17 protein-coding genes and 1 pseudogene are annotated in these 21,435 nt (G+C 70.8%); 6 read left to right on the top strand and 12 right to left on the bottom strand.

Going from position 1 to position 21,435, the window contains the following annotated elements; genetic code table 11:
* Positions 1–47 precede the first annotated feature (47 nt).
* Positions 48–389 (top strand): DUF5713 family protein, encoded by a 342-nt coding sequence (locus ABT245_RS42290; protein ID WP_351745387.1) that lies wholly within the window; start codon positions 48–50, stop codon positions 387–389.
* A 104-nt stretch (positions 390–493) separates the two neighbouring features.
* On the opposite strand, the gene ABT245_RS42285 is transcribed toward ABT245_RS42290, so the two are convergent.
* The 9 genes from ABT245_RS42285 to ABT245_RS42245 all read right to left on the bottom strand — a co-directional run bounded on the left by ABT245_RS42285 (position 494) and on the right by ABT245_RS42245 (position 11,953).
* Positions 494–706: a hypothetical protein gene (locus ABT245_RS42285; protein ID WP_351745385.1), complete on the bottom strand. Its 213-nt coding sequence runs from the start codon at positions 704–706 to the stop codon at positions 494–496.
* Positions 707–1,031: 325 nt separating this feature from the next.
* On the bottom strand, positions 1,032–2,297 hold the full coding sequence (locus ABT245_RS42280; RefSeq protein WP_351745382.1) for an FAD-dependent oxidoreductase: 1,266 nt from the start codon (positions 2,295–2,297) through the stop codon (positions 1,032–1,034).
* 21 nt (positions 2,298–2,318) lie between these two features.
* Positions 2,319–5,447, bottom strand: coding sequence for a non-ribosomal peptide synthetase (locus ABT245_RS42275; protein ID WP_351745379.1), 3,129 nt, complete (start codon positions 5,445–5,447; stop codon positions 2,319–2,321).
* 206 nt (positions 5,448–5,653) lie between these two features.
* Positions 5,654–6,433, bottom strand: coding sequence for a hypothetical protein (locus tag ABT245_RS42270; RefSeq protein ID WP_351745377.1), 780 nt, complete (start codon positions 6,431–6,433; stop codon positions 5,654–5,656).
* Positions 6,434–6,683: 250 nt separating this feature from the next.
* Complete coding sequence (locus ABT245_RS42265) at positions 6,684–7,553, bottom strand: STM4011 family radical SAM protein (RefSeq protein ID WP_351745374.1); 870 nt, start codon at positions 7,551–7,553, stop codon at positions 6,684–6,686.
* 10 nt (positions 7,554–7,563) lie between these two features.
* The gene (locus ABT245_RS42260; protein WP_351745372.1) at positions 7,564–8,922 is read right to left on the bottom strand and encodes an STM4012 family radical SAM protein; all 1,359 of its coding nucleotides are present in this window, start codon (positions 8,920–8,922) and stop codon (positions 7,564–7,566) included.
* A complete protein-coding gene (locus ABT245_RS42255) occupies positions 8,919–9,722 on the bottom strand; it encodes an STM4013/SEN3800 family hydrolase (RefSeq protein WP_351745416.1) in 804 nt (267 codons plus the stop codon). The genes ABT245_RS42260 and ABT245_RS42255 overlap by 4 nt, the downstream gene beginning before the upstream one ends.
* 1 nt (position 9,723) lies before the next feature.
* On the bottom strand, positions 9,724–11,016 hold the full coding sequence (locus ABT245_RS42250) for an STM4014 family protein (RefSeq protein ID WP_351745370.1): 1,293 nt from the start codon (positions 11,014–11,016) through the stop codon (positions 9,724–9,726).
* Positions 10,997–11,953 (bottom strand): STM4015 family protein, encoded by a 957-nt coding sequence (locus ABT245_RS42245; RefSeq protein ID WP_351745367.1) that lies wholly within the window; start codon positions 11,951–11,953, stop codon positions 10,997–10,999. Before ABT245_RS42245 ends, ABT245_RS42250 begins: the two co-directional genes overlap by 20 nt.
* 264 nt (positions 11,954–12,217) lie before the next feature.
* Here ABT245_RS42245 and ABT245_RS42240 point away from each other — a divergent pair.
* Positions 12,218–12,589: pseudogene (locus tag ABT245_RS42240) on the top strand (DUF6745 domain-containing protein); the annotation flags it as partial.
* Positions 12,590–12,741: 152 nt separating this feature from the next.
* On the opposite strand, the gene ABT245_RS42235 reads toward ABT245_RS42240, so the two are convergent.
* Positions 12,742–13,443: a TetR/AcrR family transcriptional regulator gene (locus ABT245_RS42235; RefSeq protein WP_351745364.1), complete on the bottom strand. Its 702-nt coding sequence runs from the start codon at positions 13,441–13,443 to the stop codon at positions 12,742–12,744.
* Positions 13,444–13,530: 87 nt separating this feature from the next.
* On the opposite strand from ABT245_RS42235, the gene ABT245_RS42230 reads away from it, so the two are divergent.
* From ABT245_RS42230 to ABT245_RS42220, 3 genes are all read left to right on the top strand, one after another.
* Positions 13,531–15,159 carry an amidohydrolase gene (locus ABT245_RS42230; RefSeq protein WP_351745362.1) on the top strand — a complete coding sequence of 543 codons (1,629 nt, stop codon included), beginning with the start codon at positions 13,531–13,533 and terminating at the stop codon, positions 15,157–15,159.
* 92 nt (positions 15,160–15,251) lie between these two features.
* Positions 15,252–16,694 (top strand): APC family permease, encoded by a 1,443-nt coding sequence (locus ABT245_RS42225; protein WP_351745359.1) that lies wholly within the window; start codon positions 15,252–15,254, stop codon positions 16,692–16,694.
* Between the two features lie 221 nt (positions 16,695–16,915).
* Positions 16,916–17,146, top strand: coding sequence for a hypothetical protein (locus tag ABT245_RS42220; protein WP_351745357.1), 231 nt, complete (start codon positions 16,916–16,918; stop codon positions 17,144–17,146).
* Between the two features lie 156 nt (positions 17,147–17,302).
* Here ABT245_RS42220 and ABT245_RS42215 read toward each other — a convergent pair whose 3' ends face one another.
* Positions 17,303–18,094 carry a CPBP family intramembrane glutamic endopeptidase gene (locus tag ABT245_RS42215; RefSeq protein WP_351745354.1) on the bottom strand — a complete coding sequence of 264 codons (792 nt, stop codon included), beginning with the start codon at positions 18,092–18,094 and terminating at the stop codon, positions 17,303–17,305.
* Between the two features lie 201 nt (positions 18,095–18,295).
* Positions 18,296–19,195, bottom strand: a complete 900-nt coding sequence (locus ABT245_RS42210) for an RNA polymerase sigma-70 factor (protein ID WP_351745351.1) — start codon at positions 19,193–19,195, stop codon at positions 18,296–18,298.
* Between the two features lie 270 nt (positions 19,196–19,465).
* Here ABT245_RS42210 and ABT245_RS42205 point away from each other — a divergent pair.
* Positions 19,466–21,435, top strand: a 1,970-nt coding sequence (locus ABT245_RS42205; RefSeq protein ID WP_351745349.1) for an SdrD B-like domain-containing protein, incomplete at its 3' end; no start/stop codon positions are given.

Genomic DNA, 21,435 nt, shown 5'->3' with positions numbered 1-21,435 from the left:
GTGATGCATGATCGGCACGTCGGTTGTCGAAGAGGATGGGACGGCACGTGTCGATCACGAACCAGCAGGTGGCAGGGCGCGCGTTTTTGCGGCAGCTGTACGCGGACGCCTACTTTCCCGACCAGGTCGTCGACAGGGGCAGGGCGATCCTGCTGCGGCTGTGTGAACGGATCGAGGCCGAGCAGCCCGCGGACGTGGCGGCCCTGTATGTGCTCACCCAGGCCGCCACGGAGGAATTCAACCTGCTGGAGGCGGAGTTCGAGGCGGCGGGAAGCGAGATCGAGACGGTGGCGCGGGAGGAGATCGCCGAGGACTTCTGGTTCATCGCGTCGGCCTACGGATTTCCCGACGCGGACGTGGAGAAACTGATCGCCACACGGGAATGGTGAGGGGACACGGCCGGCACGGAGTTCTCGCGGTCGGTCGGCCACCCGCCCGGTACCCGCACCGTACGTGGTGTACCGCGCACGGGCCGCGGGACGCCGCGCACCGGTCAGTCGTGCCGCCGCACCGCGTCGCCGGCCGGCCGGTGCCCGCCGGACATGACGGCGCAGGCGGGGCACAGGACCCGCGCGTTCCGGCCGTAGCGGTGGGTGAGTCCCAGACAGCGCGGGCAGTACCCGACCTCGTGCGGTGCACAGCCGAGCAGGATCGCGGCGGTCACCCGGTCCGTCGCGGGATCGATGCGCTCCGGCACCTCCTCCATATGTCCGAATCTACGTTCGGGATCGTGCCCCGGCAGCCTTCGGCATGGACGGTCGCCGGTTCGAGCCCGGCTGCCGTCCGCTTCCGCCGGCCGACGGACCCGGGCGTCCCGTCGTCCGCGCCAGGGCCGGCAGCCGGTCCCCGTCCTCGGCCGGTCGGGTCCGGCGCCGTGCGGGCGGTGCCGCGGCCCGGGCGAGCGCGGCCCGTACGGCGTCACGCAGGCTTGGTGAACCGTCGCGTGTTCATCGCCAGGGTGCGGCCTGCCCGGCGGGAGGGGCACCGTCGCCGGGCCGCCGGACAGGCGCGGAGGGGACAGCGGCCGGCGGTCACGGCGTGGTGAGTGCCTGGAGCCGGTGGCTGTGGGGGGCGAGGGCGCGAACCGCATCGATGGCGGAGCGGACGGCTCCTTGCTGGCTGTCGGCGTCGTACAGGTAGCTGCCGGCGTAGTGGACGTTGTAGTGCCCTTGGCAGGCGGTGAGCCGGGTGGCGGCCCGGCGGCCGGGCACGGTGGGCAGGAGCTGCCGGAAGTGGCCCGTGGCGATGATCTCGTCCGGCGGGGGACGGTGGGTGATCCAGCTCTTGAAGAGATCGGTGCCCACGAGCGGGCCGAGCCAGCTTGTTGTCTCCGCCCAGTGGCCGTCACTGGTGGTGTTCGAGCTGGACCAGTGGGCACGGTCGGCGGGCATGTGCCCGGGATCGCGGTGGAGGACCACCGTGGTGGGGACATAGCTGAATTCGGAGAGCTGGGCTGCGGCACCGGTGAGCTGTGGGCACTGGTGCAGGAGCCGGGCCGCATGGGGAGCGGGCAGGGCCAGGACCACACTGTCGTAGCCGATCGCCTGCCCGTCCGCGCTGTGCACGACGGGCCGGTCACCGCTGAAGGAGATGTGCCGGGCGGGTGTGCTGTAGCGGATGGGGGCCCGCAGTGCGGCGGTGAGACGGTGCACCAGGGCGCCGAGTCCTGCGGTGAGGGTGTGCCAGATCGGCGCGGCCTCCGCCTGCTCGGGTGGCGTGCGGGTGCCCCAGGCCGCGGCCGCGCGGGCGGGCATCCGGGCAGCCTGAACGAGGGTGCAGCCGATGAAGGAGGCACACCAGGCCAGGACGGCGTGCCGGTACAGGTCGTCAGGGAGGCCGAGGGGGGCGGCGAGGTCGGCGACGGTGATGGTCTGTGGCCCGTTCTCGGCTTCGAGACGGGCGGCCTCGGCCAGGAAGGTGCCCAGGGCCTCCCAGGCCGGCCCCGTGAGCGGCTTGCGCCCGGCTTCCGCGTCCCCGGGAGCATGCGGAGTGACCAGCAACGGCTCGTCCTGCCCGGCGCGCAGCAGCGTGGTGGTCAGCGGCACCGCGGTGGTGTCGTGGGCTGTGATGCCCAGGGCGCGGCACAGGGCGGTGTGGTCCGGGTAGGCGGTCGGCGAGAGGAACTGGGCGCCCAGGTCGGTGTCGAGGGTGCCGTGTCCGGCGGTGGGGACGGGGATGGTGCGGATGTTGCCGCCCGGCCGGTCGGTGGCCTCGTACACGGTGATGTCATGGTCTTCGTCCAGGAGCCAGGCCGCCGTCAGTCCGGCGATGCCTGCCCCGATGATCGCGATACGCATGGGGAGGTGTTTTTCCTTCGCTCAGGCAGGAATGGACGGGCCGGCGGGGACGGGGGGCTGGAGGAAGCCGGAGTCGATGAAGTAGTCGACGTAGGAGTCGAGCATCGTGGCGTCCACGGGCGGGCAGGACAGGCCGGATCCGTCGATGCCTGCTTCGAAGTTGGTCCGGCCGAAGGTGGGGAAGGTGCCCGCGAAGTACATCTCCTTGACCGAGATCTCGGATTGGCGTGCCGGTTCGATGAACATCGGCATGAACGGTGCCATCGGCTGGCTGGGGTCGGCGGCGGTGAGGTCGGCCATGAAGGCGACCCACTCGTCGTAAGGCACCGTGCGCACCGGATAGCCGCGGGCGCGGAGCCGCTCGGTCAGCAGACGCAGCCGGCCGTCGTGGGGGTTGGTGATGTGGTGCACGTGTCCGCGGGCCGGCCGGTGGGCGAGGATGTAGGCGATGGCCTGGGCCGTGTAGTCGACGGGCACGAAGTCGAGGGGGAGTTCGATGTCGGGGGCCAGGCCGGTCTCGGCGATGCTGCGGAACAGTGCGCACATCATGGTGTCGGTGTTCCAGACGCCGCCCCGGCGGGTCCCGGTGATCTCGTAGGGGCGGTGGACGGCGACGGCGAGACCTTGCTGTGCGGCCTGGGCGACGAGGCGTTCGGCGACCCACTTGGTCTCCGGGTAGCCCAGTGAGATGCGTTCGGCGAAGCGCAGCGGGGTGTCTTCATCGACGTGCCGCACACCGGCGATGCCGAACCCGGCGATGACGGCGATGCTGGAGACGTAGTGGAATGCCTTGGCGGGGCCGATACGCGCGAGGTCGAGCATGGTACGGGTGCCACCCACATTGATGGCCTGCAGCGCAGCGTACGGGTAGGCGAAGTTCACGCGTGATCCGCCGTGCAGGATGGTGTCACTGCCCTCGCCCAGCGCCTGGAACGTGGCCGGATCGAGGCCGAACCGCGGGGCTGCCAGGTCGGCGGGTACGACGGTGACGTGCTTGCTGACGGCTTGGAAGTCGAGTCCGTAGCGGCGCATCCGGGCCGCCAGCCGCTGCCTGCCCTCCGCTTCGTCGTGGGCACGTACCAGGCAGTACACCTGTGCGGCGGTCCGGTCGCGCACAAGGGCATCCAGAAGGTAGGTGCCGAGGAAACCGGTGGCGCCGCTGAGTACCACACGCCGCCCCCGCGGCGGCAGTTCGGTGGCGGTCGGGAACGACAGGCGTGCATCGAGGCGGGAGACGGCTTCGAAGTCCACGGCCTGCTCGTCCGTGTCCTGGGCGGCGGCTGTGGTCAGCTCCTCGATGCGGGCGGCGAAGGTCCGCACGGTGGGGCCTGCCAGCAGGGCACGGATCAGGTAACGGCTGTGTTCCGGGGCCAGCTCGAAGCGAGCCCGGCACCGGGCGGCCAGCCTCGTGGCCTGCAACGAGTGACCGCCCAGGGCGAAGAAGTCCGTGTCGCGCCCGATGCCCTCGGTGATCCCCAGAATCTCCGCCCACAGCTCGGCGACAGCCACTTCCACCGGGGTCGAGGCCGGCTGTGTCCCGGTCGAGGCTGCCGTGCCGTGCCGGTCGGCATCCTGGGCGAGCCGGTCACGGTCGATCTTTCCGGAACGCGTGAGCGGCAGCCGGTCACGCACCAGAATCGGATTGGGCACCATGAACACGGGCAGTCGGTCGCGCAGGAACTCCCTTAGCCGCCAGCTCAGTTCGGCACTGTTCGCGCCCGGTTGCGGGGTCACCCAGGCCACCAGCCGGTCGTGGTCGCCACCGCGCGGTGCGATCACCGCTGCCTCGCGCACCGACTCATGGGCGCTGAGGTGGACCTCGATCTCGTCCAGTTCGATGCGGTAGCCGCGCACTTTGACCTGCCGGTCACGGCGGCCCAGGAACTCCAGCACCCCATCCGGGCGCCAGCGGGCCAGATCCCCCGTCTTGTACAACCGGCCGGAGGCATCGGGTCCCAGACGGTCGGGCACGAAGCGTTCCGCGGTGAGTTCCTCGTCCCCCAGGTAGCCCAGCGCCACCCCGTCGCCGCCGACCCACAACTCGCCGGTCTCTCCCGGAGCGGCCAGGGTGCCGTCCGCGCGCACCACGTACGCCGTGGAGTTGGCCACCGGAGTGCCGATCGGCACCGTCTCCGCGTCGGCGCCCAGCTCGGTCATCGCGTGCACCGTCGACAGTGAGGAATTCTCGGTCGGGCCGTAGCCGTTGACCAGCACCCCGGGCCGGCCGTGGGCCAGCACCCGACGCACCGCCTCAGGCGAAAGGGCATCCCCGCCCGCGATCAGGCACCGCAAACGGGCGAACATCTTTGGACGTACCTTGGCCATCTGGTGGAACAGGCCCGCGCTCAGCCACATGACACTCACACGCTCGCTGCCGAGCACGTCTTCCAGGGCGTCGGCGGCCAGCAGAGTGTCCACCTCGGCCAGCACGAGCCGGGCCCCGTTGAGCAGGGCCGCGAACCACTCGAAGCAGGACACGTCAAAGGTGGGGCTGGTCGTGGCCAGCAGCACATCCCGGGGCGTCAGCCGCAGCCGCTCATCACCCTGGCACACCAGCCGTACCGGGCCGCGGTGGGGTACGACAACCCCCTTGGGCACGCCTGTCGACCCGGACGTGAAGATCACGTAGGCGGGATCGTCCGGGCCGACCTGAATCTTGTCCGACGCCCCGGTACGGTCCGACACCGCGTGGACGTCCGCGACCCGGGCATGTTCACGGACCAGTTCCTGGTGACCGGCGCCGGTGACCACCACGCCGACCTGCGCGTCCTTCAGCAGTTGCAGCAGGTGCTGCCGCGGGTAGTGGGGGTCCAACGGCAGGTAGGCGCCACCGGCCCGCATCACCGCGAGCACGGCCGCCACACACGCCACCGAGCGCTCCAGCAGCACCCCCACCACATCGCCCGGCTTGACGCCACTGGCGACCAGGTGGTCGGCCAGCCGGCCCACTCGCTCCTCCAGTTCGCCGTAGGTCACTCGTTCACGGCCCTGACAGACCGCGACCGCCCCCGGGTGTGCCTTGGCCTGCCTGATGAACAGATCTGACACGCTCGCCTCGCGTGGATAGGCGGTGACGGTGCCGTTCCATCTGCGCACCTGGGCGTGGTGATCCTGCGGCGAGAACTTCTGGGTATCCGATATGGGCGTCATGGGCATGCTCCGCTTGCTCGTAGGGACAGTGCTGCTGAAGCAGAGGGACACGTGAACCTCGGGAACGGCACGCCGACCCCATCGGGATCACGACGCCGCTACGTCGCGGCCGGGCGCGCGGCCGATGCCGCGGGGTCCCGGGACGGTCGGTTCGCTGGCCGGCAGATGACAGCGAGACCAGCCGGAGGTGTGGGGTACTGCGACAATCACCGGGATCCGAGGGCGGTCGGCTCCAGGGCCGCGGACCAGAAACCGGCCAGTACGGGTTCGACCTGGGCGCACGCATACTCGACCGTGGCCGGTGACTCCCCGTGAGCCAGGCCGAAGGCGGCCACCTCGCGAGCGCCGTCGACGAAGCGGTCCGGCGCATTCCGGAACAACTCGAAGTAGTCCGTCACCGGCTCGGGCAGCCGGGGGTCCAACGCCCTGAGGGCATCGGTCAGTGCGGAGCAGACGCCGCACCACAGCAACAGGTCCGCACGGATCGCGCAGGCCGCCGTGGCCGGTCCCGCCTGCGTCGCCAGCCGGCCCATCAGTGAACCGAAGGCCCGCATCCCGGTCGGCGGACGCTCACCGCGTATCTCGTCCTCGCTCCTGCCCAGCGCATGCGCACAGGCCAGCAGAGGGGGCTCGCAGTCCAGCACCAGCCGCGCCAGATCCAGGAAATAACCGGCCACGGGACGCTGCGGATGGCGGGCGGCCAGTGTGGCAAAGGCTGCCACCTCTGCGGTATGCGCGTGATATTCGCCCACCACCACCCTTGCCACCTCGGCTGCGCCGGCCTCCCCTGCCGCCACAGCCGTCACCAATCGATTCGCGTGCACGTGTGCAGCGGTGTCCGGTGTCGTCGCCTTCATCAGATGATCCACGTCGTGTGCCACGGCAACCTCCATACCCGGCGGTCGATTCCTATTGAAATGAATAGGTCTGTCGGCCGAGCGCAGGCCAGGGGCAGAGCACGCCTGCCGCGTGAACGCGTTGAACACCTACGAACACTTCAAGCCACCCCGGCTGAAACCGCCGATGCTGCGGGCCTGCTTCAGGCCCGAGCCGGCCGACGGCAGCCCTGAGCATCACGCACAGCCACTTCGCCGTTGGTGACCGAGAAAGGAGTGGTGGGCCTGATCGCTGCGCTTCACCCGCTGTTGTCCGGACGGACGAGGGCATCGCCGGCGTCTGCTGGACGGCGAGCATCCGACCCGAGCCTCGTGCTGGGCGGGAGCGGGAGCGGCCGCATCATCGGCCGTCGCCGGTCTTGTGGCGCGGCTGTGCGGGAATCCGCTCCAGGACACCGCCGGCGAAGACGTCGTACAGGGGCAGGGTCTCCAAGTGGACGTAGCCGATATGGCAGTCGCAGACGGCCAGCGGGCACACCCGGGGGCGCAGTGCCCGCCGGTAGGAGCCGTCGTACAGGTTGCCCAGCTCGGCGCGGACGAAGTGGCAGCGCCGCACCGTGCCGTCGCCGTCCACCGATATGACGGACTCTCCCGTACGGCAGGGCAGCCCCGCGCTGCGGTGCGGGTGGCGGCTGTAAGGGAAGAGCGGGTCGAGGGCGGTCCACCGGCCGGCCTCGGCATCGGTGTAGGTGTGTCCCTCGGCGGCGTTGACCCACAGATACACCTGGGCGGGCAGATCGGCGCGCAGCCGGCGCGCCTGCTCCAGGTGCTCGGGGAGGCCGACGACGCCGACACTGTGACGGACCCCGCGGCCTGCCAGGTCCTCACACTTGGCGAGGAAACGGTCGTACGGTGTCTGCCCGGGGTGGAAGGTGCACCACAGGGCGAGGGTGTCCAGGTCGGCGTCGGCCAGCCAGTCCGTACGGCAGCTGAGATTGGTCTGTATCGCCACCCGGCGGACATGCGGCAGCCGGCTCAGTTCCACGAGCGTACGCCGGTACCAGGAGCGCACCAGGCCCTCGCCCCACGGCGTGAACAGCAGGGAGAGCCGGTCGTCCTGGCGCGCCGCCGCCCAGGCGGCGAAGCGCTCCAGCGCGGCCCGGTCGGCGGCCAGTTGGGCGCGGGTGTCCCGGCGCTTGGCGAACGGGCAGTACGGGCAGTCGTAGTCGCACGACGCCAGCGGGCCACGGTAGAGGATGGTCAGGTCCATACGGGCTCCGTCACTTCGGTTCATAGGCGGCCATGCGCTCGCGTACGGCGGCGGAGAACAACTCGGGACCCAGCGCGTCGGAGTGGGCCAGTCCCTCCTGGGAAAGCCGCAGCAGCCGCGGACCGGCCGAGTCGTCCAGCCAGCCCCGGTCGCTGAACCGGTCCAGCTCGGCGGCGAAGTCGTCGCCCGGCACGCTGCCGAAACGGGCCCGGTAGTCGGCCACGGACATGCCCTCGGCCTGCAGCAGTGACTGCAGCAGATGGCGGCGCCGGGCCTCGTCCGCGGTCATCTCCCAGCCGTGGTCGGCGTGCCGGAAGTCGTCGGCCGAGCGGGAGACATAGTCGTCGACGATCCCGCGTATGCGGTGCGTGTCCACCGCGTAGTCGAAGGAATAGTGCAGCGCGGACGTGTAGGAGCGGGCGCCGCAGCCGAGTCCGACCATGCCGTCGGTCTGGCACGCATAGTCCTCCCCGCCGGTCGTTAGGGCGCCCGTACGGCGGAACATGCGCATCGACACCTGTTCGTAGCCGCGCCCGAGCAGATGGTCACGGCCGTGCCGGTACAGCCGCAGCCGCTGTTCGTCCCACGCCGCCTCGCCGAGCGGCCCGCCGCGTTGCCGGCTGAGACCGGTGAGCGGGCGCACATAGAGGGGATACAGGTACAGCTCCTCCGGCTGCCAGGCGAGGGCGGCTTCCAGGGAGTGGCGCCAGGACGCCTCGGTCTGGCCGTCGATGCCGTAGATCAGGTCGATGTTGAGGACCGGGATGCCGGCGTCGCGGATCCGGGCGAGAGCCGCTTCCACATCCGCACGGCGCTGCGGGCGTACGGCCGTGCGCGCCTCGGCGTCGACGAAGCTCTGCACGCCCAGGCTCAGCCGCGTGGCGCCGCGGGCGGCCAGCACGGCCAGCCGGTCGGCGGTCGCCGTCGCGGGCGAGGCCTCCACCGACAACGGGACGGCGGCCAGATCGGCGCCCAGGCCCCGCTCGGCCAGATCGCACAGCCGCTCCAGCTCTGCCGCCTCCAAAAAGGTCGGAGTGCCGCCGCCGAAGGCCGCGTTGGCGAACCGTGCCGCGCCGCCCAGCGCCTCGCGCACCGCGGCGGCCTGACGCTCCAGCGCGTCCAGGTAGGCGGCGGCCAGGCCGTCCGGCGCCCCGATCCGGGTGAACAGATTGCAGAAGCCGCAGCGCACTTCACAGAAGGGAATGTGGAAATAGAGGGACAGGGCGTCCTTCGGCTGGTCCGCCCACAGCTCGCGCAAGGACGCCCGCTCCCGGGGCAGCGGCCGGTACGCGGTCTTGTGCGGATAGGCGTACACGTACTGCTGGTACGGGCGGACGGCGGGCGCGGGCGCCGCTTCGGTGATGGTCATCGGGCCTCGTCGACGAAGAAGTGGGCATAGGGAACGGTCCAGACGACCTCATGGCCGATGCGGTGGCCGCTGTAGCCGTCCTCGCCGTACGCGGTGCCGTGGTCGGAGCAGACGATGGCGAAGCACGGGCGGCGGCCGGCGGCCGCCAGCAGCCGCCCCATGTGCCGGTCCACGTACTCGAGCGCCGCGGCGTGGCTGGCCCGGGTGTCGCCCGTCTCGCGGGTGGCCCCGTCGAGGTGGAACCAGTTCGGCTGGTGCAGGGCCGACACGTTCACGAAGAGGAACAGCCGCTGCTCGGGCAAAAGCCCGGCGACGACCTTCTCGGCACAGGCCACCTGCGCCTCGAACGACGTGGGGGATGTCACCCCGAACTCCGGCTCCCAGTAACTCTCCTGGAACATCCCGGGCAGGACCGAGCCGAGCGGCCCCTGCTTGTTGAAGAAGCCCACACCGCCGATGCAGACCGTGCGGTAGCCCACGGCGGCCAGACCCGAGACCAGGTCGGGTGTGTCGTAGACGAACGTGCCGCTCGCCGTGGTCTCACTGCCCGCGAAACGGGCGGCGAACAGCCGTGGATGCGGACCCGGCGCGGCCGGTGTCGGCAGGAAACCCGCGAACATCGCCTGGTGAGAGGCGTAGGTGAAGCTGCCGGGTGCGTGCCGGCGCTCCCAGGCACCGCCGGGCAGATGCCTCGCCAGGTTCGGGATGCGACCGGCCGCGGCCAACTCCTGTGCCACGTCGTGGCGGAGGGTGTCGAGCGTGACCAGCAGGATGTCGTGGCTGCCCACGACCTCCCTCATGTCAAGCGGTGGTGTCATGGTGCTGCTCCTCGTGTTCCGCCCGCCGTACGGCGGCCGATGCCGCGGCGACCTGCGCGGCGTAGGTGTCCAGGCCCTCGGCGCCGGTGCCGGGCAGTCCGGTCAGCCGGGGCAGCAGATCCCCGAAGGCGTTCACCTCACCGACCGTGAAGCGGCGCCACCCGGTGGCCGGCAGGACGTCGACGCCGACGCACAAGGTGCCCGGGAAACACGCGGCCGCCCGCTCGGCCACCTCCAGTACGTCCGTGAAGCGGCCGCCCGCGGCGCGGATCGCCGCGCGTGCCGCCGGAAGATCGCCGCGGGCGCCGCCGAGGTGCAGGTTCGTCATGGGGTGCCGGCTGGTGCGCACCACGGCATGTGTGGCGCGCCCCGCGACCACCACCACCCGCAGATCGGCGGCCCGGCCGCCCTGCGCCGCCTTGGGCAGCCACCGTTCGACGTGCACCCCGTCCGGCGCCAGGGCGTCGACGAGGGCGGCGACCTCTGTCTCCGAGGTGTAGTGGCGTATCCGGAGCGAGTTGTACAGGCGGCCGTCGGCAGTGGTCTCCACGGATGTCGTCGCCTTGATCCGGCCGGGACCCGCCATCGACAGGGCCACGACACCGGAGGCCGACGAGCCGTGTACCGGCTTCACGAACGCCCGTGAGATCCGGGCGGCCTTCAGCTGCTCCCTGAGCCCGTCCCAGCCGCCGATCGGGCCCGTCAGGGCCGGGGGCACGGGGACGCCGGCGGCGGCGAGCCGGGCGTGGCAGCGCCGCTTGTCGAACATGACCGCGACATCCTCCGGGTCGGCGGACGTCACCGCGCCCGCGCGGTGCGCCACGCCGGTCAGCTCCCGGACCGCGGCGGTGAAACGGCGGTACCACAGGGCCGTTCCCTCGACCCGGGCCGGATCGTCGGTGCCCCGCAGCAGCCGGTCGACCTCGGTGTTCTCACCGGGGGAGTCGATCCGCACGAACTCGCCCGGCGTGAAGGCGTACCGCCCGCGCAGCACGTCCCGCCAGGCGAGCACGCGAGGTGCCGCGTGGCCGGCCGAGCCGACGGCATCGGCGAACATGGCCGTGCGCCGGTTCTCGGGATTGCCGACGACGGCGAACCGCAGGCCGGCAGCGGGCGCCGCACCGCGCAGACCGGGACCGGGTGCCCCGGCGCGCGGACCCGCACCGCGCGCGGGGGCACCAAGTCCCGCGCTGGGCGCGAAGTCGCCCCGTCCAGCGCCGGGCGCCGGGACGCCAAGTTGCGTGCCGGGCGCCGGGTTACTCGGAGACGGCGACATAACGCCACTCCTCGTCCCGCCACCGGTGCGGCGTCTGAGGATCCGACAGGTCCACCTCGGTCCCGGCGGATGCGAAGGCCGCACCGATCCGTTCGGCCATGGACTCGCTCAGGAAGTGATGGCGCAGGTCCAGCCGTCTGAGATGGGTCAGCGGCTGGCCGCGCAGCAGGGCTTCGGCACCGGTGTCGGTGAGCGTGCCCATGGACAGGCTCAGCGACTCCAGTTGCGCCACGACCGGCGCCGAGGCGACGGCCGCCGCGATCTCGTCCTGCAACTCGCTGTCCTGGAGACCGAGATGGCGCAGCGCCGGGAAGCGTCCCCCGGCGAGGATCGGCGCGAGGTCGGCCACCGTCGCGTCGCCGCTGTACTCCTCCACGCCGAGCCACATGTCGAGGTGTTCCAGCGCGGGGAGTTCGGCGGCGGCGACACCGCGCACGACCTCGCCGGGCAGGCCGCCGGCCTGGAAACGCAGCGTACGCAGCCGCTGGTGACCGACCGCGGGGAAGCGCAGTCCGGTGCCGCCGCGGATTCCGAACTCCTCCAGCAGCGGATAGGCGTCGAGGACCGGTGTGACATCGCACTGCTCGATCCAGGAGATCTCCGCCTCCTCCATCTCGAGGTCGCCGATGAACACGGCCCGCAGCGCGGTCAGTCGGTCACGGGCGTCCGCCAGAGACCGCACGACGCCACCGGAGTCGTTGTCGTACACCTCGCCCCACGGGCCCACGACGATCGCGCGGACACCCGCGGGATCCACGGTTTCGAGGAAGCGGTCCCACAGTCCGCCGAAGTCCTCGTCCTCGGAGTCGTCGTAGGGATCGAGGGCCAGCCGCCAGGCCACGGCGCCCGCCGCCGGCAACTCCCCTCGCTCCGCGGGACCGGGGAAGTCGAAGGCCGGCAGACCGTGCAGTTCCTTCAGATGCTCGACACAGGACATGAGCGTTGGCCTCCTGGGACCCGGACGCGAAGCAGTGATCGTGAAGAGTTGTACCAAGCGGCACTGACATCGCCGGCAACGGCCCTGCGGCGGCCGGTCCGAGGGGCGTTGTCAGACCCCCGGCGTAGCGTCGTGGACATCGATCGGCGAGGCGCCGACGGGGAAGGGAGACACCTATGTACCGGCAGGGGGACGTCCTGATCGTGCCCGTCGCGGAGGCCGCCGTGCCGCCGGGCACCGACCGGCTGCCGCAGCAGCCGCGGTGCCTGGCGCGGCATGCCGGTCCCGGCCGCGTTCCTCGGCGAACTCGCCGGGCTGACCCCGCGGCGCATCCGCGAGGAGGAGAACGCCGAACTGCGCCGCGTGATGCTCGAGTACTACGGCTACGACCGCTATCTGGAGGAGTCCGGCGCCGAACCCCTGCAACGGGACGAGGCAGGAGTGCTCTGGCGGATCGAACTGGAGGGTGACGAGCCCCTGGTGATGGTCGAGGTGGTCAACTCCACCCCGGAGCCCGACGGCACCCACCGCACCTACTGGCTGCGGGTGCCGCCACGCACCCGGACCGCCAGGGAAGGCGTCGCCTGGACCTTCGGACTTGAGGAGGCCGAGTATGCGCCGCAGCGGCAGACATGAGCCGCCGCTCCCGGAGCGGCGAGCGGCCAACGGGACCGGGGCCCGAGGCCCGGGCGGCCGTTCACCGCGTACTTGAGGCCACGGGTGTGCCCTCGGCGGTTGCGCACCTCCGCGCGCCGCGGTGGCGCCCCTTCGCACGCGGCGGTGTGCCGTCAGCCCGACGTGGCGTCGGCCGGCGTGCTCTTCGTGGCGAGTTCCGTGGTCAGGCGGGTGCGCAGGCCGTCGACCAGTGCCCCGAGGGAGACCTCGAAGGCCAGGTCGGCGGCGGGCCGTCGCTGCGCGGCCGAGACCTCGTCGCGGGCGTGTACCGCGGCGGTGAACCTGGGCACCTGGGGTGAGTCCGGCCCCGGATCGAACATCGCCGCCGGTGCCACCAGGTCCAGCGCCGAACCCAGGACGAACGACTCCACGCCGACCATGACGGGGATGACCGACGCGGTCGGCCATCCGCCGCGCTCCAGCCCGGCCACCACCGACTCGTACATCCGCAGGGTGCGGTGCGCACCCGACACCGGGACGGTGGCCAGCAACGAGATGGTCTGCGGATGCGCCGCGAAGGCCGCCCGGTAGAGCCTGGCCCAGCTGACCAGGGCCTCGTCCCAGGGAAGGGTGTCAAAGACGCCCGCGTCGATCGGGTCGGACACCAGCTCGCGCACTCCGGCCAGGATGTCGTCCCTGCCCCTGACATGGTTGTACAGCGACGAGGGCCGCACCCTCAGCCGCCGGGCCAGCAGGGCGACGGAGAACCCCTTGGCGCCCACCTCGTCGATGAGATCGAGCGCGCCGCGCACGATCACCTCGCGATCGAGTACGGGTGTGCTCGGCCGTCCCGTCCTGCGCGTCCCGGCGCTCATCCGTTGTTCCGCCCCTCTTCCCAAGCGTCGTCGCGTGAGTCTAACCTGCGTCCACTAAAACGAATGGCTTTCGCTTTAGGAGTGCGTATGCCCCTCACCGTCTTCCGGCACGCCACCGTGTGGACCGGTCTGCCCACGCCGTCCGACGCCGGGCAGCCACCGACCGCGCTGGCCGTGCGGGACGGCCGGGTCGCCGCCGTCGGCGCCGCCGCCGAGGCGCTGGCCGACGCCGCCGACGAGTTGCTGGACCTCGGCGGTGGCCTGCTCATGCCCGCCTTCGGAGACGGCCACTGCCACCCCGACCAGGGCGGGTTCGAGGCGCTTGGCCCGCGGATCAGGCCGTGTACCAGCGTCGACGAGCTGGTCGCGGAGGTCGGCCGGTACGCCGCGGAGCACCCGGAGGCCGAGTGGATCCTCGGCGGCAGCTATGACGCCACGCTCGCCCCCGACGGCCTCTTCGACGCCCGCTGGCTGGACGCCGCCGTACCCGACCGCCCGGTCGCCCTGCGCGCCTGGGACTACCACACACTGTGGTGCAACACCGAGGCCATGCGCCGGGCCGGACTCGACGACTCCGTGCGGGACAGCGAGCGGGGGCGTTTCCCCCGCCGTCCTGACGGCAGCCTGATGGGCACCATGGTCGAGTGGGACGCCGTCGACGCGGTCCTCGGCGCGGCACCCGCGTGGACCCCGGAGGAACGGGTACGGGCCCTCGCCCTCGCCACCCGCACCTACGCCGCGGCCGGGGTCACCTGGATCCAGGACGCCTGGGTGGAGCACGAGGCCGTCGACGCCTATCTGGCGGCGGCCGGGCAGGGCGTACTGGCCACGCGGGTGAACCTCGCCCTGCGCGCCGACCCGTCGCGCTGGCGCGAGCAGCTGGCCGAGTTCGCGGCCGACCGGGACCGGATCGAGGCGGCGGGCCTTGACCGACTGACCCTGCGCACCGTCAAGTTCTTCGTCGACGGCATCATCGAGAACCGCACCGCGGCGCTGCTCGAACCGTACGCCGACGACCCCTGCACCCGGGGCATGCCGCTGTGGACCGCCGCCGAGCTGCGCGAGGCACTGCTGGAGATCGACCGGCTGGGACTGCAGCCGCATCTGCACGCGATCGGCGACGCCGGCATCCGTACCGCCCTGGACGCCGTCGCCCACCTCACCGAGGTGCGCGGCCCCCGGGACCGCCGCCCGGTGATCGCCCATGTGCAGATGGTCGACCCCGAGGACCTGCCCCGCTTCGCCGAACTGGGCGTGATCGCCAATATCGAGCCGCTGTGGCTGCGCACCGACCAGGTGATGACCGACCTCACCATGCCCCGCCTGGGCGAGGCACGATCCCGGCGGCAGTACCCGCTGGGATCGCTGCTGCGCGGCGGCGCCCGGGTCTCCTTCGGCAGCGACTGGCCGGTCACCGACCACCGGCCGCTGGCCGGCCTGCCGGTCGCGGTGACCCGGCAGACGCCGCAGCGCCGTCCCGAGGGCGGCTGGCTGCCGCAGGAACGGATCGACATCGAAACCGCGATGTCCTGTTACACGGCCGGCGTCGCCCACCAGGCGATGGCCGACGACCGCGGTGTCCTGGCCCCGGGACGCGTCGCCGACCTGGTCTGGCTCGACCGGGACCCCCGCGACTGCGACCCGCACGACGTGCCCCGCATCACCGTGCGCGGCACCTGGCTGGCCGGCGAGCGCACCCACGACGCTCACGGGTGACCACACGGCGGGGCGCCGCCGCACGCCCCGCCACCGCCCGTTGCCGGATCGCCCGGCAACCCGTCATTCTCTCTTTGCGGAAGGAACAGTTCATGACGGCGACAGACATCCCCGCGGAACCCGGGCTCAAACGGGTCCTCGGACTGCCCGGACTCACCCTGTTCGGTCTCACCTATCTCGCCCCGGTGGCCGTGTTCACCACCTACGGGGCGGTCACCGGCGTGACCGACGGACATCTGCCGGCCGCCTATGTGATCGCGTTGGTGGTGATGCTCTTCACGGCCCTCAGCTACGGGCGGATGGTGCGGGCGTTCCCGGCCGCCGGGTCGGCGTACACCTACACCCAGCAGTCCTTCGGCGGGCATGTCGGCTTCATGGTCGGCTGGACCCTGATGCTGGACTACCTCTTCCTGCCGATGATCAACTTCCTGCTGATCGGCATCTATCTGCACAGCCAGTTCCCGTCGGTGCCCGCGCAGGTGTTCGTGCTCGCCGCACTGCTGCTCTCGCTGCTCGTCAATGTGCTCGGCGTGCACCTCATCAGCCGGCTCAGCACCCTGGTGGTGGGCCTGGCGGGGGTGCTCGTGGTGATCTTCGTCGCCCTGTCCGTCCACCGCACGCTCGACCACGGTGCCTCCGCGCCGTTCGCCTCGTTCCTGCCGGGCAGCTCGGGGACCTCGGCGGCGTTCTCCGGGGCCGCGATCCTCGCGCTGAGCTTCCTCGGCTTCGACGCGGTCTCCACCATGTCGGAGGAGGCCAAGGACCCGCGGCGCACCATCCCCCGCGCCATCGTGCTGACCACCGTCCTCGGCGGCGTGCTGTTCATCGTGGTGTCCTGGATGGGCGCGCTGGTGCACCCGGGCTCCACCTTCAGCGACCCCGACAGCGCTGGCCTGGACATCATGCGAACGCTCGGCGGCTCCGCCTTCACCTCGTTCTTCGTCGCCGTCTATGTTGCGGGCGCCTTCGGCTCCGGGGTGGCCACGCAGGCCAGTGTGTCCCGGATCCTCTACTCGATGGGACGCGACGGGGTGCTCCCGAGACGGGTGTTCGGCCGGCTCCACCCGCGCTTTCGAACGCCGGCGGTGGCGACCGCCCTGGTGTCCGCGGTCTCCCTGGTCGCGCTGTTCATCAGCCTCGACAACGCCGTGGTGATGGTCAACTTCGGCGCGCTGATCGCCTTCTCGGTGGTCAACCTGAGCGTGGTCAAGCACTACCTGGTCGACAAGGGCCGCCGGAGCGGCCGCGATCTGCTGTCCTACGGACTGCTCCCGGTCATCGGTTTCGCCCTGACCCTGTGGCTGTGGACCAGCCTGGAGGGCATCACCTTCGAGGTGGGGCTCTGCTGGATGCTGGCCGGGTTGCTGTATCTGCTGTTCCTGACCCGTATGTTCAGCCGGAAGCCTCCGGTGATGAGTTTCAGCGAGAACCCGGCGGAGGCCGTGGCGGCTCCCCGTGACGGGTCCGCCGCAAAAGCGCAGTCCGCCGCGGAAGCGCAGTCCGTCGCGGAAGCGCAGGACACAGCGCCGCGCTGAACAGCACGGCGTCCGCTCCGGTCCGCGGCCCCGAGGGCCGGTACGGCGGGAGCAGGGCGGACGCCCGTTCACCGGCACGATGAACGCGTCGCGACTGCCGGGCTGCGGCGATGACATGACCAGGGACGCGGTGCCAGAATGGCGCCGCAGGTCGGCATGCCCGGCGCCGACGCACTCCGCGACCACGCTCCCGGAGAGAGACGTAGAGGGGGGAGCACGGGATGACCTCGGTACTCGTGTTGTTCGGGGTGCTCGGCGCACTCGTCGTGCTCCTGGTCGTCGTCCTGCTCCGCAGGAACAGCAGTCGCACTCAGACGGCCGACGGTCTGCTGATCGAACGCGATGCACGACTCCAGGCGGAGATGGACCGGGTCTCGTTCAACGCCCGCTCGGTCGACAACGCCGCGCCCACGTGGAGCGACGTCTACCACCGCCGGCACCGGCACCGCTGAGCAGGCGCCGAAACCCCCGTCAGCCGTTCGTGCCCCAGCCGGTCGAGGCCGGCCCTGCGCAAAGGCGTCAGCCCGCCCGGCCGCCCTGCCTTCCCGGACCGGGCACCCCATCGGCAGCCCCGCGCGGTGAACAGTCTCCGGCGCCGCTTCTGCGCGTTACCGCGGGTCTGTCGGGGCCTGGGCCCCGGCAGACCCGGAGGCCGCCGCGGAACGCCCGGCCCCTGCCGCATCGCCGACCCCGTACCGGCGCAACAGCCAGACGCCGTACAGGGCGTGGAAGACGTACACGCTCACCTGCCACCAGTCCGGGGCCGCCCCGGGAGAGCGGATCTGGAAGAAGTCGTCCAGCCCATGGACGACGACCATCGGCCAGACGGAACCGATCGCGTAACGCAGCGCAGCGCAGGTGAAGCCGAACAGCCCGGCGGACAGCATCTGCCAGAGGGTGCTGTCCAACGGGGCGTCGAAGAAGAGGTGGTTCTGGAGGTGTCCGCAGCCGAAGAGGAGCCCGACCCACAGGGCCGCGCGGGCCGGGCCGAGCGGAGTCAACGTCTGCTGTACCAGACCGCGACTGTAGATCTCCTCGTTGACACCGACCCACAGCAGGGAGAAGAGCCCGCCGACGACAACGGTCGTGCCGCCGCTGAGCCCGGCAACGGCGTAAGAACAGGCGATGGCCAGCAGAGGTGCCGCCAGCCACCATCTGCGCACCCGGCCCCATGTGGCCGTTCCGGACCCGCGCAGCCACCCCCACCGCCATACGACGAACACCACGCCCGCACAGCAGACCATGTTGACCACGGTCGCCCCGAGTTCGGGAAACCAGGCGGGGGCCAGCGGCGGCAGCACGACCTTGGCCGTCAGCAACAGCACGGCATGCCAGGCGACGGTCAACTCCAGGGCACCCCAAAGCGGATGACGTACGACGTGGCCTTTCCAGCGCTTCATCACGAGGCCAACACTGTAGCGGCATGTGCACGCCGAGACCGTGTCTCGTCGTATCAGTCCTGTATCTCGACGCATGCGGGGAGGTCGCCTCGGCTGCCGCCCCTGAGACGGGGACCCCGAAGCCGGCCAGACACAGACTCTGACCGTCACGGAGGCGGCATCAGGGTCTCCAGGGTTGAGGAGATCACCGGCCGACGACGATCAGCCGCTCAGGGAGGCCACGTACGGCAACAGCTTGGACGGGTTCATCACCCACATGATCCGGTCGATGCCTTCGGCGGACGCATCGATGCACAGCAGCGCCACGGCGTTCTGGCCGGCCGAGACAAGAACGGACGACCGCCCGTTGGCCTCGACCCACTGGATGTCCGCCTCGGGCCAGAAGCGGGGTGCGAAGGCCGCGAGGTACTTGGCCACGCGCAGCCGCCCGACGACCGGGATCCTCGATGCGCCGCGCACCCCGCCGCCGTCGGAGTAGCTGACGACGTCCTCGGCGAGAAGGTCCTCCAGTACCGACAGATCGCCCGTCTGCGCCGCGGCGAGGAACACCTCCAGCAGCCGTCGGTGCTCGGCAGGGCTCACCCGCTTCCTGCGCTCGGCGGCGAGACGCCTGCGGGCACGGCTCACCAACTGGCGGGCATTGGCGGCACTGGTCTCCAGGATGTCCGCGATCCGGTGGTAGGGGTAGTCGAAGGCCTCTCTGAGGACGTAGGCCGTGCGTTCCACCGGGTTCAGCTTCTCCATGAGGAAGAGAACCGCCAGTTCCAGGGCCTCGGCCCGTTCGGCGCCCATCTGCGGGTCCACGGTGGTGTCCACGGGTTCGGGAAGCCACGGCCCGATGTACGACTCCCGCCGCACCCTGGCGGACCGGGCGAGGTTGATGGCCAGCCTCGCGGTGACCGTGGTCAGGAAGGCCGTCGGCTCCAGGACGTTCGTGCGGTCCGCGTGGTGCCACCGCAGCCATGTCTCCTGGACGATGTCCTCAGCCTCCACCGAGCTGCCGAGAATCCGGTACGCGATACCGAAGAGCTGGGGGCGTGCAGCCAGGAAGTCCCTCGTCGCCTGGTCAAGGGCCGCAGTGTGATCGTTCCCAGCGTGCATCGTGGTCCCTTCCGGCTCCGGGACCACCATGCTACGAGCTGCCACAGCGTGCGCCTGCGGCGGTGGGCCGGCCCACCGGGTCAACGAGGTGACCGACGGAAGAAGGCGTCTCCCCGTCCCACCACTCGCTCGTCCGGCTCATCTGTTCGTCACATAAGCCGGCCGTGGAGATCTTCAGATGAGCGAGAAGGCTCGCTTCGGATGCATGTCCATTGACGGAGGAAGGAATCGATAGTGGATCAGCGGCAGCGCCGGCGATGGTCCGGCGGTATGTCCTTGGCCTTGTCGGCCGCGTTATCGGCGTCGCTCGCGGCGACGGGGGTGGTCTCGGCGATCTCCCCGGCGGCGGCGGACTCCGGGGACGGTGACGCGACCGTCCGGGTCGTGCGTGAGGTGAACGCGAACGGCAAGTGGGACCAGGCCCTCGAGCCGGGTATGTCCGGGGTCACGGTGGTGCTGACCGATGACGAGGGGCGGTCGGTCACCGGGACCACACAGGCGGACGGCACGGTGAAGCTGACCCCGGGCAACAGCCTGGGCGGCGGCAAGTACCGGATCGAGGTGAAGAACCCCGACGAGGGTGTGCTCTTCCCCGGGTTCGCGTCGCCGCGGAGCAATCTGATCGATCCGACGGTGCTGTCGTCCGACGTGGAGTTCGTGGACCTGTCCGGCGGCAAGAACGCGGAGATCACCACCTCGTTCTGGTCCCCGGAGGACTACTGCCAGAAGAACGCCACCCTGGTGACGGCCTGCCAGAACCCGACCATTCCGCCGGCGAATCCGGCGCCGGACAGCAACCGTACGCTGACGTCCTTCCCGTACAACGCGCGCGGCGACGCCATGGAGAATCCCGGTCTTGTCACGGACCTGGCGAACAACGGGCAGACGGGCACGGTCTGGGGCATCGGCTACAACCGGGTGACCAAGCAGCTCTTCTCCGCCGCGTATGCCAAACGGGGCACCAAATACGGTCCCGGCGGTCCGGGCGCGATCTACCGTACCGACCCGGCCACCAAGCGGACCTCGCTGTTCACCAAGGTCCCCAGCCCCGGCGCCACCCCACACAACCCGGACGTTCGGATGGACGAGGCGTTCGGCCCGGTGGTGGGCAAGGAGTCGCTGGGCGACCTGGACGTCAGCGCGGACGGCAAGGACCTGTACGTCGTCAACCTGCACGACCGCAGGCTCTACCGCTACGACGCCACCCAGCCCACGGCCGCCGCGCCGAAGGCGTCCTACCCCATCAAGGACCCGGGCTGTGCCGCACCCGGCGACTGGCGCCCCTACGGCCTGGGCGTCTACGAGGGCAAGGTGTACGTCGGCGGGGTCTGCTCGGCGCAGTCGACCCGCAGCAAGGCCGACATGCGGGCCGTCGTGCAGGTCTTCGACCCGGTCACGGGCCAGTTCACCGGCACGGTCATGGACCAGCCCCTGAACTTCCCGCGCGGTGGTCTCACCGGTGCCGGCCTGCCTGAGGACGTGTGCAACGGCGAGGGCTGGTACCCGTGGACCGATGTCCGGCCGCTGACCCAGGACGGCAAGACCTGCACCAACGCCTACATCCAGAACCCGGAGCCGGAACTTTCCGACATCGGCTTCGAGAGCAACGGTGACATGGTCGTCGGCTTCGCCGACCGCTTCTCCGACCGCGCCGGCTGGGCACTGCCCAGCACCTCCGCCACCTGGCCGGCAACGACCGCGTTCCAAGGCGGTGACATCAACCGGGCCTGCCGTGGCGGCAACCACATGTTCGTCCTGGATGGCAACGGCGGCTGCACGAACAACGCCACCTCCGAGAACTCCGGACAGGACCCGAAGGTCAAGGAGTTCTACCCCGGCGACAACATGGGCGCCCATCACGAGATCAGTTCGGGTGGTGTGGCCCTGTCCAAGGTGGAGACGACCGTGCCCTTCACCGCGATGGACCCCATCCCCAAGACGGGCAGCGGTGTTCGGTGGGCCGACCGCTTCTCCGGCACTGCCGCCAACACCGACGGCCTGTTCCTGAACGACGCCTTCGGCAAGTCCCGGGGTATCGCGGACCTTGAAGTGCTGTGCGACGAGGCGCCGTTGCAGATCGGCAACCGGGTCTGGAAGGACACCGACCAGGACGGCATCCAGGACCCCGGTGAGCAGCCGGTGGTGGGTGCCACGGTGAACCTGTACGACGCGGCCGGCAAGAAGATCGGTACGGCGGTCACCAACGAGCGGGGCGAGTACTACTTCGACTCCACCGTGAC

It is taken from the genome of Streptomyces sp. NPDC001508, assembly GCF_040298665.1.
GTDB lineage: Bacteria > Actinomycetota > Actinomycetes > Streptomycetales > Streptomycetaceae > Streptomyces.
Note: the sequence above shows the minus strand (reverse complement) of the source record. Positions and strands in the feature narration are given on the sequence as shown.

What these genes read in the sequence shown, in the direction of transcription:
- ABT245_RS42255 (WP_351745416.1), bottom strand. Translation starts at nt 9,722, where the DNA reads ATGAGGGAGGTCGTGGGCAGCCACGACATCCTGCTGGTCACGCTCGAC.
- ABT245_RS42285 (WP_351745385.1), bottom strand. Translation starts at nt 706, where the DNA reads ATGGAGGAGGTGCCGGAGCGCATCGATCCCGCGACGGACCGGGTGACC.
- ABT245_RS42265 (WP_351745374.1), bottom strand. Translation starts at nt 7,553, where the DNA reads ATGGACCTGACCATCCTCTACCGTGGCCCGCTGGCGTCGTGCGACTAC.
- ABT245_RS42230 (WP_351745362.1), top strand. Translation starts at nt 13,531, where the DNA reads ATGCCCCTCACCGTCTTCCGGCACGCCACCGTGTGGACCGGTCTGCCC.
- ABT245_RS42235 (WP_351745364.1), bottom strand. Translation starts at nt 13,443, where the DNA reads ATGAGCGCCGGGACGCGCAGGACGGGACGGCCGAGCACACCCGTACTC.
- ABT245_RS42215 (WP_351745354.1), bottom strand. Translation starts at nt 18,094, where the DNA reads ATGAAGCGCTGGAAAGGCCACGTCGTACGTCATCCGCTTTGGGGTGCC.
- ABT245_RS42245 (WP_351745367.1), bottom strand. Translation starts at nt 11,953, where the DNA reads ATGTCCTGTGTCGAGCATCTGAAGGAACTGCACGGTCTGCCGGCCTTC.
- ABT245_RS42260 (WP_351745372.1), bottom strand. Translation starts at nt 8,922, where the DNA reads ATGACCATCACCGAAGCGGCGCCCGCGCCCGCCGTCCGCCCGTACCAG.
- ABT245_RS42250 (WP_351745370.1), bottom strand. Translation starts at nt 11,016, where the DNA reads ATGTCGCCGTCTCCGAGTAACCCGGCGCCCGGCACGCAACTTGGCGTC.
- ABT245_RS42275 (WP_351745379.1), bottom strand. Translation starts at nt 5,447, where the DNA reads ATGACGCCCATATCGGATACCCAGAAGTTCTCGCCGCAGGATCACCAC.
- ABT245_RS42210 (WP_351745351.1), bottom strand. Translation starts at nt 19,195, where the DNA reads ATGCACGCTGGGAACGATCACACTGCGGCCCTTGACCAGGCGACGAGG.
- ABT245_RS42220 (WP_351745357.1), top strand. Translation starts at nt 16,916, where the DNA reads ATGACCTCGGTACTCGTGTTGTTCGGGGTGCTCGGCGCACTCGTCGTG.
- ABT245_RS42225 (WP_351745359.1), top strand. Translation starts at nt 15,252, where the DNA reads ATGACGGCGACAGACATCCCCGCGGAACCCGGGCTCAAACGGGTCCTC.
- ABT245_RS42280 (WP_351745382.1), bottom strand. Translation starts at nt 2,297, where the DNA reads ATGCGTATCGCGATCATCGGGGCAGGCATCGCCGGACTGACGGCGGCC.